This window comes from Microvirga rosea, from assembly GCF_020595095.1.
GTDB classification, from domain to species: domain Bacteria; phylum Pseudomonadota; class Alphaproteobacteria; order Rhizobiales; family Beijerinckiaceae; genus Microvirga; species Microvirga rosea.
Map to the genome: position 1 here is coordinate 795,273 of NZ_JAJDOP010000001.1, position 14,388 is coordinate 809,660.

General features: G+C 62.0%; 12 protein-coding genes and 1 pseudogene. 5 read left to right on the plus strand and 8 right to left on the minus strand.

Features of this window, described 5'->3' with window-relative positions; all coding sequences use genetic code 11:
- The first annotated feature begins 138 nt into the window (after positions 1 to 138).
- Entirely contained in the window at positions 139 to 1,326 is a 1,188-nt protein-coding gene (locus tag LJD17_RS03755) for a multidrug effflux MFS transporter (protein ID WP_227382789.1), read from the plus strand.
- Here the strand turns inward: LJD17_RS03755 and gcvA are convergent.
- Positions 1,280 to 2,230, minus strand: coding sequence for a transcriptional regulator GcvA (gene gcvA, locus LJD17_RS03760; protein WP_227382790.1), 951 nt, complete (start codon positions 2,228 to 2,230; stop codon positions 1,280 to 1,282). The two genes, LJD17_RS03755 and gcvA, sit on opposite strands and share 47 nt — an antisense overlap.
- 138 nt (positions 2,231 to 2,368) lie before the next feature.
- On the opposite strand from gcvA, the gene LJD17_RS03765 reads away from it, so the two are divergent.
- A complete protein-coding gene (locus tag LJD17_RS03765; RefSeq protein ID WP_227382791.1) occupies positions 2,369 to 3,565 on the plus strand; it encodes an acyl-CoA dehydrogenase in 1,197 nt (398 codons plus the stop codon).
- Between the two features lie 26 nt (positions 3,566 to 3,591).
- Entirely contained in the window at positions 3,592 to 4,767 is a 1,176-nt protein-coding gene (locus tag LJD17_RS03770) for a CaiB/BaiF CoA transferase family protein (protein WP_227382792.1), read from the plus strand.
- 9 nt (positions 4,768 to 4,776) lie between these two features.
- Here LJD17_RS03770 and LJD17_RS03775 read toward each other — a convergent pair whose 3' ends face one another.
- Both LJD17_RS03775 and LJD17_RS24325 read right to left on the minus strand, forming a co-directional pair.
- Entirely contained in the window at positions 4,777 to 5,118 is a 342-nt protein-coding gene (locus LJD17_RS03775) for a hypothetical protein (protein ID WP_227382917.1), read from the minus strand.
- A 114-nt stretch (positions 5,119 to 5,232) separates the two neighbouring features.
- Positions 5,233 to 5,355 (minus strand): annotated as a pseudogene (locus LJD17_RS24325) (TetR family transcriptional regulator); the annotation flags it as partial.
- A 142-nt stretch (positions 5,356 to 5,497) separates the two neighbouring features.
- On the opposite strand from LJD17_RS24325, the gene LJD17_RS03785 reads away from it, so the two are divergent.
- Positions 5,498 to 6,631, plus strand: coding sequence for an efflux RND transporter periplasmic adaptor subunit (locus LJD17_RS03785; RefSeq protein WP_227382793.1), 1,134 nt, complete (start codon positions 5,498 to 5,500; stop codon positions 6,629 to 6,631).
- An 11-nt stretch (positions 6,632 to 6,642) separates the two neighbouring features.
- A complete protein-coding gene (locus LJD17_RS03790) occupies positions 6,643 to 9,735 on the plus strand; it encodes an efflux RND transporter permease subunit (RefSeq protein ID WP_227382794.1) in 3,093 nt (1,030 codons plus the stop codon).
- A gap of 81 nt (positions 9,736 to 9,816) precedes the next feature.
- Here LJD17_RS03790 and LJD17_RS03795 read toward each other — a convergent pair whose 3' ends face one another.
- From LJD17_RS03795 to LJD17_RS03815, 5 genes are all read right to left on the minus strand, one after another.
- Positions 9,817 to 10,272, minus strand: a complete 456-nt coding sequence (locus LJD17_RS03795; RefSeq protein WP_227382795.1) for a Fur family transcriptional regulator — start codon at positions 10,270 to 10,272, stop codon at positions 9,817 to 9,819.
- A 161-nt stretch (positions 10,273 to 10,433) separates the two neighbouring features.
- Positions 10,434 to 10,862 carry a Fur family transcriptional regulator gene (locus tag LJD17_RS03800; RefSeq protein ID WP_227382796.1) on the minus strand — a complete coding sequence of 143 codons (429 nt, stop codon included), beginning with the start codon at positions 10,860 to 10,862 and terminating at the stop codon, positions 10,434 to 10,436.
- Between the two features lie 182 nt (positions 10,863 to 11,044).
- A complete protein-coding gene (locus LJD17_RS03805) occupies positions 11,045 to 12,220 on the minus strand; it encodes a Gfo/Idh/MocA family protein (RefSeq protein ID WP_227382797.1) in 1,176 nt (391 codons plus the stop codon).
- A gap of 5 nt (positions 12,221 to 12,225) precedes the next feature.
- Positions 12,226 to 13,302 (minus strand): sugar phosphate isomerase/epimerase family protein, encoded by a 1,077-nt coding sequence (locus LJD17_RS03810; RefSeq protein ID WP_227382798.1) that lies wholly within the window; start codon positions 13,300 to 13,302, stop codon positions 12,226 to 12,228.
- A 104-nt stretch (positions 13,303 to 13,406) separates the two neighbouring features.
- Entirely contained in the window at positions 13,407 to 14,360 is a 954-nt protein-coding gene (locus LJD17_RS03815; protein ID WP_227382799.1) for an ABC transporter substrate-binding protein, read from the minus strand.
- Between the last annotated feature and the right edge of the window lie 28 nt (positions 14,361 to 14,388).

The following is a 14,388-nucleotide window of genomic DNA, read 5'->3' on the forward strand; positions in this document are numbered from 1 at the left end:
GTGCGGTCGCAGGCGTTTGTCCTGCCGCTGCCCCGGCCCCGGCGCGTTTTCCCCATTGTCATTGCCATCTGCGTTCGACGGAACGCGGACCCTTTAGCCTTTCCGACATTCGGTCGGACCTCAGCAAAGCCTTTTCCCATGAAATCGACATTTCTTCGCAATGCCCTTGTTCTCGGCATGTTGTCTGCGATTGGGCCGTTCGCCATTGATATGTACCTGCCCGCTTTCCCGGCCATCGCGAGGGAATTGCAGGTCGACGTCAGCGCGGTCCAGATGAGCCTGATGAGCTTTTTTCTGGCCGTTGCCCTGTGCCAGGTCATCTATGGGCCCATTTCCGATCAGGTCGGACGCAAGCCGCCGATCTATTTCGGCCTCGCCCTGTTCATCGTCGGCGCCATCGGCTGCAGCTTCGCCCGGAATGCCGAAACCCTGATCGCTTTTCGGTTTCTCCAGGGCGTCGGCGCCTGCGCCAGCATGGTGATCACGCGGGCGATCGTCCGCGATCTTCATACCGGTGCGGAGGCCGCGCGCCTCATGGCGACAACCATGCTGGTGTTCAGCGTGTCCCCGATCCTGGCGCCGTTGGCCGGCAGCACGTTGACCGAGTTCTACAGCTGGCGCGTGATTTTCTGGGCCATCGCCGCCATCGGTCTCGGCGGCCTGTTGGTGGTCCTCATCCTCCTGCCGGAAACCCGCAAGCCCGACGCGGGGCGCAGAAGCGTCGGTCAGGTCGTGCGGACCTATGGCGAGCTTTTCAAGGATTGGAGATTCCTTGGCCTCGTCTTCATCGGAGGGCTCGGGCAATCGAGCTTCTTTGCCTATCTCGCAGGATCATCGGTCGTCTTCATCGAGCATTTCGGTCTCACGCCGTCGCGCTACAGTCTCGTTTTCGCCTCCAATGCGGTTGCCTTTATCGGCGGCGCGCAGTTCAACAGCATGCTCATGCGCCGCTTCGGGGCCGAGCGGGTCGTCCGTATCGCCATCAGCGTCTTTGCCGTTCTGACCACCTGTCTCTTTGCCCTGACGCTGTCCGGAATGGACAATCCTTATGTGCTTTGGGGCTTGCTGTTCGTGTCCTTCGGCTGCCTGGGTCTCGTCATTCCGTCGACGGCTGTCCTGGCGTTGGAATCCCACGGCCCCATCGCCGGCACGGCGTCCGCCCTCATGGGGACGTTGCAGCTTTGCACCGGCGCCACCGTGATCGTGCTCGTCAGCGCTTTCTTCGACGGGACGCAGCGTTCCATGGTGGCGGCCATCGCGGCCTGCGGCTGGGGCGCCCTCACCTTGGCCTGGACGGTGCTGAAGCGTCAGCGGTCTTTCCCATAGCCGGAAGCGGCGCCTGCTGCGCTCTTGTCTTGATCCAGTCGCGGAAGGAGCGCACCAAAGGCGCTTCCGCTTTGGGCTCCGGATAAACCAGGTAGTAGGCGCCGCTGCTGACCAGGCTTTGCGGAAACAAACGGGTCAGGCGGCCTGCCGCGAGTTCGTCGGCAATAAGGAAGTGCGGAATGAGGCCGACGCCGAGACCGGCTGCGGCCGCTTGAGCCACCATGGCAAACTGCTCGAAACGGGGACCGCGCAGCGCATTGCCGATCGTCACGCCGACGCTGGCGAACCACTCCGCCCAGGCGGTGGAGCGTGTGCTCTGCTGAAGCAGGATCGTGTGCGTCAGATCGGCCGGTTCCCGTATCCGCTCACGCTCCTTGTATTCCGGGCTGCAGACGGGAACGCATTCCTCGTCCATGAGATGATCGCACAAGGCCCCTGGCCAATGGGGTTGCCCGAAATGGATGGCGGCGTCGAAGGGTTCGGCGGCGAAATCGAAGGGGACGAGCCGAACTCCGAAATTGACCGTCACGTCCGGATGACGCTCGAAGAATTCGGGCATGCGCGGAATGAGCCAGCGCGTGCCGAAGGTCGGCAGAACCGCGAGATTGAGAACGCCCCGGGTTCCGGACAGGGCGATCGCCTGATGGGTGGCGTCGGAGAGTTCGCCCAAGGTATTGCGCACATGGGTCGCGTACATCCTCCCCACATCCGTCAGGACAACCCGCTGCCGGGTCCGGCTGAAAAGCGAAACGCCGAGGGAGTCCTCAAGCTGCTGGATCTGCCGCGACACCGCGCTCTGCGTGAGGTTCAGCTCTTCCGCGGCCCGGGAGACGCTGCCGTGCCGTGCCGTCGCCTCGAAGGCCAGGAGGTTGCCGACACTGGGGAGAAAGCCACGCTTGAGCACAGTTCATTCCGTTTTTGAATAACGTGCTTCGAAGATGTCGCTTTACTTCCCGGCTGTCCAGGGCGAATTTCCCGCGCAATTTCATCAACTCGGTTCGGCGTTGCCGTTTCGCAGCGCCTGGGAAGAAGGATCGGAACCATGGCCGGTGCTCACGAACTTGCGAAGCTCAAATGGGATGACCCGCTCCTGCTCGACGATCTGCTGACCGACGACGAGCGCATGATCCGGGATACGGCCCGCGCCTATGCGCAGGAAAAGCTCCTGCCGCGCGTGATCGAAGCCTATCGCGAAGAGCGCACCGACCGGGCGATCTTCAACGAGATGGGAGAACTCGGCCTGCTGGGCGTGACCCTGCCGGAGGATTACGGCTGCGCCGGAGCCTCCTATGTGGCCTATGGGCTCGTGGCGCGGGAGGTCGAGCGCGTCGATTCCGGCTATCGCTCCATGATGAGCGTGCAATCATCCCTCGTCATGTATCCGATCTATGCCTATGGCAGCGAGGAACAGCGCCGGAAATATCTGCCGAAGCTGGCCTCCGGCGAGTTCGTCGGCTGCTTCGGCTTGACCGAGCCCGATGCCGGATCGGATCCGGCCGGCATGAAGACCCGTGCCGAGAAGATCGACGGGGGCTATCGCCTGACCGGCAGCAAGATGTGGATTTCGAATTCTCCCATCGCGGACGTGTTCGTGGTCTGGGCGAAGTCTGCCGCCCATGACAACCAGATCCGCGGCTTCATCCTCGATAAGGGCATGAAGGGCCTGTCCGCGCCGAAGATCGGCGGCAAGCTGTCCCTGCGGGCCTCGATCACCGGCGAGATCGTCATGGACGGCGTCGAGGTGCCGGAAGACGCATTGTTGCCGAACGTCTCCGGCCTGAAGGGCCCGTTCGGCTGCCTCAATCGCGCCCGCTACGGCATTTCCTGGGGCGCCATGGGCGCCGCGGAGGATTGCTGGCATCGCGCCCTGCAATACACCCTCGATCGGAAGCAGTTCGACAAGCCCCTGGCCGCCACCCAGCTGGTCCAGAAGAAGCTCGCCGACATGATGACCGAGATTACGTTGGGGCTGCATGCATCCTTGCGTGTCGGCCGCCTCTTCGACGAGGGTCGCATGGCTCCGGAGATGATCTCCCTCGTGAAGCGGAACAATTGCGGAAAGGCGCTGGATATCGCGCGCCAAGCCCGCGACATGCACGGCGGCAACGGCATCCAGGAGGAATATCATGTGATGCGCCACGCGCAGAACCTAGAGACGGTGAACACCTACGAGGGGACGCACGACGTGCATGCGCTGATCCTGGGGCGCGCGCAAACCGGATTGCAGGCGTTCTTCTAAGCACAAGAGCGGAAAGCAAAAACCTCATGACGAAGCCGCTTGAAGGGCTCAAGGTTCTTGAACTCGCCCGTATCCTGGCCGGCCCCTGGGTCGGTCAGCTCCTGGCCGATCTCGGGGCCGATGTGGTCAAGGTCGAGCGGCCGGGGGCCGGGGACGACACGCGCGGCTGGGGCCCGCCCTTCATCGAGGCCGCCGACGGGGGCGATCTCTCGGCTGCGTATTTTCATGCCTGCAATCGCGGCAAGCGCTCCATCGCGGTCGATTTCGAGACGCCGGAGGGTCAGGAAACCATCCGGAAGCTCGCCGCCGGCGCCGATGTGCTGATCGAGAATTTCAAGGTCGGCGGCCTCAAGAAATACGGTCTCGATTACGAGAGCCTGAAGGCCGTCAATCCGCGCCTCGTTTATTGCTCCATTACCGGGTTCGGTCAGGACGGGCCTTACGCGTCCCGTGCGGGCTATGATTTCATGATCCAGGGGATGGGCGGGATCATGGATCTCACAGGTGATCCGGACGGGGAGCCGCAGAAGATCGGCGTGGCCTTCGCCGATATCTTCACCGGCGTTTATTCCGTCGTCGGCGTGCTGGCCGCCCTTCGGCACCGGGACCAGACAGGGGAGGGGGCTCAGCTCGACATGGCCCTCCTCGATGTGCAGACGGGTGTCCTGGCCAACCAGGCCATGAACTACCTGGCCTCCGGCAAATCCCCCCGGCGAATGGGCAACGCTCATCCCAACATCGTTCCGTATCAGGTCTTTCCCGTCTCGGACGGCCATGTGATCGTCGCGGTCGGCAATGACGGTCAATATGCCCGGTTCGTGAACGTTCTCGGACGGCCGGAGCTGGCCGAGGACGAGCGTTTCAGGACCAATGCGGGCCGGGTTCGCCACCGGGCCGACCTCGTGCCGATCCTGACGGAGCTGACGCTGCGAACGACCCGTGGCGCCCTTCTGTCGGACCTCGAGAAACAGGGTGTTCCGGCGGGCCCCATCAACGCGGTGGCCGATGTCTTCGCGGATCCTCAGGTAATTGCGCGGGGCATGAAGATCGATCTGCCGGCCGCGGCCGCTAAGGGTGGGTCGATCCCGTCGGTTCGGTCGCCGATCGTCATGAACGGCAAGCCGATGGCCGCGACACGCCCGTCGCCCCGGTTGGGAGAGCATACCGACGAGGTCCTGAACGATCCGTCCTGGGTCGCCTGACGACGTGCTTCAGGCGGCCTGTTCGGCAATGCCCTTCTCAAGCAGGCGGCCGATGGCTTCGATGAGACGCTCCCGGTCGGCATCCGTGAACGGGCTGATATCGTGCATTTCCATGCTGCGCAGGCCCTCGACCGCAAGCCAGGCCAGAAGACTGGCGTCGGGATCCTCGGACGTGGTCTGGAGCTTTTCCAGCGTGTCCTTGACCACGTGGCGAACGGGCTCCAGGAGACGGGGGTTCTCGGAAGATGCCGCCAGCATTCCGGTGGCGATCTCTTTCATCTTGCCGCCGACACACATCTTGAGAAGGGCTGCCGTGCAGAGCTTGGCCTCAAGGTTGCGGCTGGGCGTCATCTGCGCCCTGAGCGCCTCTTTTTCAGAGGAAACCTCATCAACCAAGCGCTGAATCATGGCTTGGAGAAGTGATTCTTTACTTGGAAAGTTGTAAAGAAGCCCGCCTTTGCTGAGGCCCGCTCGTTCCGCGACAGCGTCAAGAGTCAGGCGTCCGGCGCCGATTTCGCCGACAAGTTCTGCAGCTGCATCGAGAATTTTTTCTCGGGAACTCTTCCGGCCCCGGACACATCCGAACATTTACATCTCTTGCAACTAAACCGTCTGGACGGTATATAAAGGCTGCCGCGGCATTGGCGTCAAGGGGAAGTTGCGCTAAAGCCGCCCCTCCACAATCAGATAGGATCCGATTCTTCGGACCCGCAAACTCTCGGATTAAGCCATGAAGCGGCGCATCGTAGTCTCCCTTGTGTTCATTCTTGCGGTTGGACTCTGCGCCGGCTTGGTCTGGTTCAACTTCTTCAAAGACAAGATGATCAAGGACTTCTTCGCCAACATGAAGGCGCCTCCGCAGGTGATCTCTTCGGCGAAGGTGGAAACCAAGACCTGGAATCCGGCCGTCAGCGCGATCGGGACCGCCCGTGCGGCGAACGGCGTCGAACTCTCGTTCGAGATCCAGGGCATCGTGAAGGAAATCAAGTTCAAGGCGAACCAGGAAGTCCGCAAGGGCGAGGTTCTGGTTCAGCTCGATGATGCCGTGGAGCGCGCCGACCTGACGGACGTGCAGGCGGCCGTGAAAGTGGCCGAGAGCAATTTCGAGCGGGCGAAGACGTTGTCCGCACGGGGTTACGGTACAGAAGCCAATTTCGATCAGGCGAGCGCCGCGCAAGCCGCCGCACGCTCCCGGCTCGCGCGCCTGGAGGCGACCATCGAGCAGAAGGCCCTGAAGGCTCCGTTCTCGGGCATCATCGGCATTCCGCGGATCGATATCGGCCAGTACCTGCAGCCCGGAACGGTCATTGCGAGCTTCCAGGATCTGTCGTCCATGAAGGTCGACTTCACGGTTCCGGAGCAGGAAGCGAGCAAGATCAAGCTCGGTCAGGAAGTCCGCGTCGGCGTTGCGGATAACGATCTGCGCTTTGCCGGCCGTGTCACCGGCAAGGATCCGCGTGTCGATCCCAAGACCCGCCTGGTTTCGGTCCAGGGGATCGTCGAGGCGAACAAGGACGGTGCCATCCTGCCGGGTCAGTTCCTGCATGTGGAAGCCGTCCTGCCGGCTGAGCCGAACGTCGTCACGATCCCTCAGACGGCGGTCATCACGAGCCTTTATGGTGATTACGTCTACACCATCGAGCCGGAAGACAAGGGCGGACAGAAGGTCGACGTGGCGAAGCAGGTTTTCGTCAAGCTCGGCCGCCGCCGCGGCGGCACGGTGGAAATCCTCTCCGGCGTCGAGCCGGGCCAGCAGGTCGTCGCCTCGGGGCAGAATAAGCTTCAGGCGGGCTCAACGGTGAAGATCAACAACACGATCGACCTGACCAAGGTCGACGCGACCAAGCTCGCGACCGGAGAATAGGCAGCTTTCCCATGAGTTTTACAGAACTCTTCATTCGCCGCCCGGTCTTGTCCATGGTGGTGAGCCTCCTGATCCTGCTGCTTGGTGCGCAGGGTCTGATGAGCCTCCAGGTCCGTCAGTATCCGGAGGTCGAGGAAACCACGATCACCATTACGACGACTTACACGGGCGCCAGCGCGGACCTGATGCAGGGCTTCATCAGCACGCCCATCGCCAAGGCCGTGTCGAGCGCCGAAGGCGTCGATTACGTGACCTCGCAGAGCCGTCTCGGCCTGAGCACGGTTTCCGTGCGCATGCGCCTCAATACCGATCCCAATGCGGCGCTCACCGAAGTGACCGCAAAGGTTCAGACGGTGCGCGCCCAGCTGCCGACGGATGCGGAAGATCCGGTGATCGTCAAGGGCACCGGCCAGACCTTCGCCCTCATGTATCTGACCTTCGCCAGCTCGGAGATGAATCCCGAGCAGGTGTCGGAATTCCTGACCCGGGTGGTGCAGCCGCGCTTCGCGACCCTGGAAGGCGTCGGAACGGCGGAAATCCTCGGTGGCCGCGACTTCTCCATGCGCGTGTGGATCGATCCGGTGCGTCTTGCGGCGCGCGGCGTGACCGCAGGTGACGTCGTCGCCGCCGTGCGCTCCAGCAACTTCCTCGCGGCGCCGGGCAAGACGCAGAACGAGTTCGTGGCTTATGCCCTCGAGATGCAGACCACCTTCCAGACGCCGGAATCCTTCGGGACGCTCCCGATCCGTTCCAACGGCGATCAGGTTGTGCGTCTGCGTGACGTCGCAGACGTGGCTCTGGGTCCGAAAAGCACCGATACGAAAGTCAGCTTCAACGGCAAGGAAGGCACCTTCATCGGCATCACGCCGACGCCGTCCGCCAACCCGCTGACGGTTGCCGCGGAGGTGACGAAGGCGATCGATTCCATCCGGCCGACGCTTCCGAAGGGGATGACGGTCGAGATCGTCTACGACGCCTCGAACTTCATCTCGGCCTCCATCGAGGAAGTGTTCAAGACCATCGGCGAAGCGGCCCTGATCGTGATCATCGTGATCCTGCTCTTCCTGGGCTCGTTCCGCTCGGTGCTGATCCCGATCGTGACGATTCCGCTGTCGCTGATCGGTGTCTGTTTCGTGCTCTTCGCCCTGGGCTATTCGATCAACCTTCTCACGCTACTGGCAATGGTGCTCGCCATCGGCCTCGTGGTGGACGACGCCATCGTGGTTCTGGAGAACATCCATCGCCATATCGAGGAAGGTTTGAAGCCTGTCGATGCGGCCATCGTGGGCATGAAGGAAATCTTCGTGCCGATCGTCTCCATGACGATCACGCTGGCGGCGGTTTATGCGCCGATCGGCTTCACGCAGGGCCTCACCGGCACTCTGTTCCGGGAGTTCGCGTTCACGTTGGCGGGATCCGTCGTGATCTCGGGCGTCATTGCCGTGACCTTGTCGCCGATGATGTCGTCCAAGCTCCTGAAGGCGCATGGGCATGGGGGCCAGACCGGCTTTGCCGGCGTGGTCGACCGGACGTTCACGCGTGTTGAGAACTGGTATGCGCGGAGGCTCAAAGGCTCCCTCGAATACCGCTATGTGACGCTGCTGATCGTTGCGGCGCTACTTGGGACGACGGTTTTCCTGTTCTCGAAGACACCGTCCGAGCTTGCTCCGGAAGAGGATCAGGGCGCCTATCTCGGTCTGGTCAACGCACCGCAATATGCAACGGCCGACTATACGCAGACCTTCTCGACCCAGTTCACCAATGCCGCCGAGAAGATTCCGGAGATCGAGGATTCGTTCCTGATCGTCGGCATCGACGGTGGCGGTGGCGGCTTTGTCGGCTTCAAGCTCAAGGAATGGAGCGAGCGGCAGAAGAAGGGTGCGGTCACCAAGCAGGACATTCAGAACCTTCTGAACGAGAATGCGGGCGTGCAGGCATTCGTCTTCGCACCACCTTCGCTTCCGGGCGCAGGCGGCGGTCTACCGATCCAATATGTGCTGCGTACGATCGGGGATCCCGCTCAAGCCTACGAGGTCGCCGAGCAGGTGAAGCAGAAGGCGATGGCGAGCGGCAAGTTCATCGTCGTGCAGAACTCCGTCTCCTATCAGACGCCGCGGGCTCGGATCGTCGTCGATCGTGACCGGGCTGCCGCCATGGGCGTTCCGGTCAGCGAGATCGGCAACACCCTGGGAGCGCTGGTAGGTGGTGCCCCGATCTCGAAGTTTGACCGGGACAACCGGAGCTATGACGTCATCAGCCAAGTCAAGCAGGAGGACCGCCTGAACCCTGAGCGTCTCGGCACATATTATGTGCGCGCGTCGGACGGGTCGATGGTGCCTCTCTCTGCCCTGGTCCATATCAAGACGGACGCCGCGCCGGCATCGATCGAGCAGTTCAACCAGCTCAACGCGGCGACGCTATCGGCGCTTCCGCTTCCGGGCGTCACCACATCGGAAGGGCTCCAGACGCTTCGGTCGATCGCAAAGGAGATCATGCCGCAGGGCTTCTATGAGGATTATGCCGGCCAGTCGCGCCTCGAGGTGCAGGAGGGGAGCTCCATTGCGCTTGCCTTCGGTCTCGCGATCATCGTGATCTATCTGGTGCTTGCAGCCCAGTTCGAGAGCTTCCGCGATCCGTTCATCATCATGATGTCGGTTCCGCTCTCGATGTTCGGAGCGATGATCTTCCTCAACCTCGGCCTGGCGACCCTCAATATCTATACGGAGGTCGGACTGATCACCCTCGTGGGGCTGATCACGAAGCACGGCATCCTGATGGTCGAGTTCGCCAACGAGCTCAAGGAGAAAGAGGGCATCAGCCGCCGGGAAGCCATTCAGGAAGCCGCCAGAGTTCGTCTCCGGCCGATCCTGATGACCACGGCCGCGATGGTGCTGGGTGTCGCGCCGCTGCTTTACGCCAGCGGTGCGGGCGCTGCCGCGCGCTTCTCGATGGGTCTCGTGATCGCGGCGGGAATGTCGATCGGAACGATCTTCACGCTCTTTGTCGTGCCGATGTTCTACACCTTCATCTCCCGTGAAACCAAGAAAGCGGTGCCCGGGGACAAGCACGAGCCCATCCCCCACAGGGCTCTCGCCGCCGAGTAACAATAAGAAAAGCCGGGCATTGCCCGGCTTTTCTGTTTGCTGCCTCGAGAAGAAAGGGCGGGGTTCGCCCTGTTCCTGATTTTATGAGCGAACCATTTCGCCTTCGACTTCGATGAACGGCGAGAGGGACTTGAAGCCCGCTTCCTCGGCCGCCTTCTTGACCGCCTCGGCCACTTCCTTGGAATGAACTTCCACGGTCTGGCCCGTCTTGGTGCAGACGAACATGATCTTCATCGCGTTCACTTCGGGCTGGCCATGAGACACGATGTAGGAGTTCTGCGTCGCCAGGCGGTGAACCAAGCCGGCATCGCGCAGGAAGTCGAGAGCCCGGTAGATCGTCACGGGGGCAAGACGCTTCTTGTCGCTGCTCAGGCGGTCGACAAGATCATAAGCCCCGACAGGACCGCCGCTCTGCACCAGCTCGCGATAGACCCGCTCACGAATAGGCGTCAAACGAAGATTGTTGGCACGGCACAAATCGTCCGCACGCTGGAGGAGCATCTCCTCCTCTTCTTTCCGATGGGCTCGGGCGTTCATACCTGGCTCCTGTAATTTCAAAACCTATATGTTCATATAGGTAAAGCTTCGCTTGCACAATGTGGTATCGTTGCAATTTCTGCTTGCAAGGTTGCATAGAGACCTATGCTTCCGCGCGAAATTTAGCCGGGCAGCAGCCGTAACTGCCGGATTGCGCTAGCCTATTGGGGCGCCGCTGCATCCGCGCAGCAGCCGACGCAGAGGCCGCGAACCTCCACGGTGACTTTCTTCGGACGGAACGAATGGGCGTCGCTCCAGCCGGTTAGTCGCTCGTCGATCTGCGAATCCGTGAACTCCGTAACGAGGCCGCAGGCCTCGCAGATCGCGAAGGCCGCCATGTCATGGTGGTGCGGGTGCTTGCAGGCCACATAGGCATTAAGGCTCTCCAGCCGGTGAGCCAGTCCTCTTTCGATCAGCTTGTCGAGCGAGCGATAAACGGTCGGAGGCGTCACGGCGCCTTTCGAGCGCATCTTGTCCAGCACCTCATAGGCCGAGAGAGGATTCTGGGCGGCCATGAGGATTTTGTGGACACGCTTCTGGGTGTCATTCAGCCCCTCGACGGAGTGATCGTGATGATGGGTCGAGGCCATGAACGAACGAGAACTCCCTGTTGCCGAAGCGCGAAGACGGACGGAGGACAACCCGCCCGTAGCGCACCTTTGGCTATGTTATAGGTGGCCGAGCCGCCGGTTGCCAGCCTGTCCGCCGTTCCTGTGACAAAGTGAATGTATGGGCGAAGGATTCATGCCCTTCGCCCGCAACGATCCACAGGTTAGAGATTGATCCAGGCGGCCTTCCGCTGCGACGAGCGGACGGCGGCTTCAATGAACCTCACACCGCGCACGCCGTGTTCGACGGTCGGGACCTGAAGCGAATAAGGATTCGGCTCCCGTTCTTCGAGGCGAGCCGCAATCTGTTCGGCGACGTCCGCGTAGATCTGGGCGAAGCCTTCGAGATAGCCCTCCGGGTGCCCGGCCGGAATGCGCGATGCGGCCTGCGCCACCTCCGAGGATCCTGCGCCGTTGCGCCGAATGAGCCTGGGCGGCTCTCCCAAGGGCGAGTGGATCAGGAGGTTCGGATTCTCCTGATGCCATTCAAGGCCGCCCTTTTCACCATAAACCCGGATGCGAAGGCCGTTTTCCTGTCCGGCGGCGACCTGGCTGCACCACAGCATCCCCTGAGCCCCGGAAGCGAAGCGCAACATCATGTGGGCATTGTCGTCCAATCGTCGTCCCGGCACGAAGGTGTGAAGGTCGGCCGCGAGGGACACGATCTCCACCCCCGCAATGAACTCAGCCAGGTTGAAGGCATGGGTGCCGATGTCGCCGACGGCCCCTGCCGGTCCGGACCGGGCCGGGTCCGTCCGCCATTCCGCCTGCTTGCTCCCCGTTTCCTCCACGCGGGTTGCCAGCCAATCCTGCGCATACTCGACCTGAACGACCCTGATCTCGCCCAGATCCCCGGCCTTCACCATCGCCCGCGCCTGCCGAACCAGCGGATAGCCCGTGTAGTTATGGGTCACCGCGAAGATAAGGCCGGAGTCCCGGGCAAGTCTTGCCAGCTGATCGGCCTCGCGGCGCGTGGTGGTGAGCGGCTTGTCGCAGATGACGTGAATGCCGGCCTTGAGAAACGCGCGAGCCGCCGCCGCATGGGCATGGTTCGGCGTCACAATGGCGACTGCATCGATACCGTCCTTCAAACGGCGCTCCCGCCGCGCCATCTCGTTGAAGTCGCCATAGATCCTGTCGTCCCGCAACAGGAGGTCCTGTCCTGAAAGGCGTGCCCGTTCCGGGTCGGAGGAGAGCGCCCCCGCCACCAGCTCCCAGCGGTCGTCGAGCCGGGCCGCGATGCGATGAACGGCACCGATGAAGGCGCCGCGGCCACCCCCAACCATCCCGAGCCGAAGACGGCGATTGAGCTTTTGACGATCCGATCCTTTGATGGTCATGGCGCTTACTCCGCGGCCTTCGCAAGGTCGTCGATGCCGAGCAAACGCCGATTGGCCGCGTCGTCGGTTCCGCCCGCGGCGAAGTCGTCAAACGCCTTTTCGGTGACGCGGATGATGTGATTAGCGATGAACTGCGCTCCCTCCCGGGCTCCATCCTCCGGATGCTTTAGGCAGCATTCCCATTCCAGGACGGCCCAGGAATCGTAATCGTATTGGGCAAGCTTTGAGAAGATGGCGTTGAAGTCGACTTGCCCATCCCCGAGGGAGCGGAAGCGGCCGGCCCGATTGATCCAGCTTTCATAGCCGCCATACACGCCGACCCGGCCCGTTGGATTGAACTCCGCATCTTTGGCGTGAAATGCCTTGATCCTCTCGTGGTAGAGATCAATGAAGGCGACATAGTCGAGCTGCTGAAGAAGGAAATGGCTCGGATCATAGTTGATGCAGGCTCGGGCATGCCCTCCGACCGCATCCACGAAGCGCTCGAAGGTCGCACCATCATGAACGTCCTCGCCAGGGTGGATCTCATAGGCCACGTCGCAGCCTGCATCCTCATAGGCATCCAAGATCGGACGCCAGCGGCGGCCCAGCTCCTCGAAGGCGGTTTCGATTAGCCCCGCGGGTCGCTGCGGCCACGGATACACGAAAGGCCAGGCCAGAGCGCCCGAGAACGAGACGCTTGCCGTCAACCCCAAGCGCCGGGAAGCCTTCGCGGCCATGAGCATCTGTTCGACCGCCCATTCCTGACGCGCCCGCGGATTGCCGCGCACCGCCGGAGCAGCAAAGCCGTCGAAGGCTTCGTCGAAAGCCGGATGAACGGCGACGAGTTGCCCCTGAAGATGGGTGGAGAGTTCCGTGATCGACAGCCCGTGCGAGCGGACGATACCCTGGATCTCATCGCAATAGGTTTCCGAGTCCGCCGCCTTTGCGAGGTCGAAGAGCCGCGCATCCCATGTGGGGATCTGCACGCCCTTGTAGCCGAGCGAAGCCGCCCAGCGGCAGATGGAGTCGAGCGAGTTGAACGGGGCTTCATCGCTTGCAAATTGAGCAAGAAAGAGCCCCGGCCCCTTCATGGTTTTCATGGAATGCCTCCCGGTCTCCTCCATGGCGCGAAAAGGAGGGTGCCCGTCGGTGAAGTCTGTTGCGAGGGGTGTCCCTCTCCCGAAAGGAGAGGGACGGGACCATTTTAGAAGGACGAGTTGGGGAAGTAGTGTTCCTTCGCATTGTCCTTCGTGATCAGCTGGGCATTCAGCACATAGGTGCCGCGCATCGGCGCATCCGTGAAGAACTGAGCGGCCGTCACGTTCATGGCCGTCGCGATCATCGCAGGCGGATAGGACACGTCGGCGGGGATCATCTTGTCGCCATCCATCACGCGCTTGATCATATCCTTCATGCCGGCGCCGCCGAGCACGAACTTGATATCCTCCCGCTTGGCCTGGCGAATGGCCTCGAGCACGCCGAGCGCCATGTCGTCGTCGGAAGCCCAGACTGCATCGATCTTCGGATGCTTCGACAGGTAATCCTGCATCACCCGGAAGGCGTCGTCGCGGTTCCAGTTGGCATATTGCTTGTCGATCACCTTGACGCCGGATCCTTCGAGCGCCTTCTCGAAGTTCGAGACACGCTCCTCGTCGATCACCGTCGGGATGCCGCGAAAGACGACGACGTTACCGGACTTCAGGTTGTCGACCATGTATTTTCCAGCGACCCGGCCGAATTCAGGATTGTTGCCGGCGACATAGATATCCTGGATCGCCGGATCCTTCAGGCCCCGATCCACGACCGTGATAAACGTTCCGCGCTTCTTTACGGCCCGAACCGGATCGGTCAGTTCGTCGGAGTTGAAAGGAAGGACGACCAGGGCGTCAATCTTCTGCGCCGTCAGATCATCGAGGGCGTTGGCCTGGGAAGCGCCGTCCGGAGATGTCTTCACGACGACCTTGAGGCCCGGATAGGTCTTCTCCAGTTGTTTGGCGGCTTCCTGGGCGTGATACACAACGCCGCCCGTCCACCCGTGAGTCGCGGCCGGGATCGACACCCCGATGGTCACGTTCTTCTTGTCCTGCGCCATGGCACCCGTGGCGAGGCCTGCCAAGAGGCCCGCTGCGGCTGCCAGTCTTAAGGTCGTTTTTCTCATGTTTCCCTCCCTGAAGGATCTGTTTTGA